At 61.9% G+C, this 215-nt stretch carries 1 pseudogene; it reads right to left on the minus strand.

The features are described 5' to 3' along the window. Window positions 1–195: pseudogene (locus QM588_RS25675) on the minus strand (CPBP family intramembrane glutamate endopeptidase); the annotation flags it as partial. Window positions 196–215 lie beyond the last annotated feature (20 nt).

Below are 215 nucleotides of genomic sequence, written 5' to 3' on the forward strand. Positions count from 1 at the left end.
AGTCTGATCCGACAGCGCCGCGGTCTGCAGAGAGTCTTCGATCAGCGAGAGAATGCTGCTCATGCCGCTGAGGCCTAAGGTCACCACCAGCACGATGGCGATCTCGACCTTGATGGTCGTGCGTTCGCGCGCATCGTGCGGTGGAGCGGTGCTCTCCGGCGGCGGTGTCGTCAACCAATTCCTGAAGTCGATCACGGCACGAGTGTGCCCTGTTC

Origin of the sequence: Rhodococcus sp. IEGM 1354, from assembly GCF_030056855.1 — a bacterium.
In the GTDB taxonomy this organism is placed as follows: Bacteria; Actinomycetota; Actinomycetes; order Mycobacteriales; family Mycobacteriaceae; genus Rhodococcoides.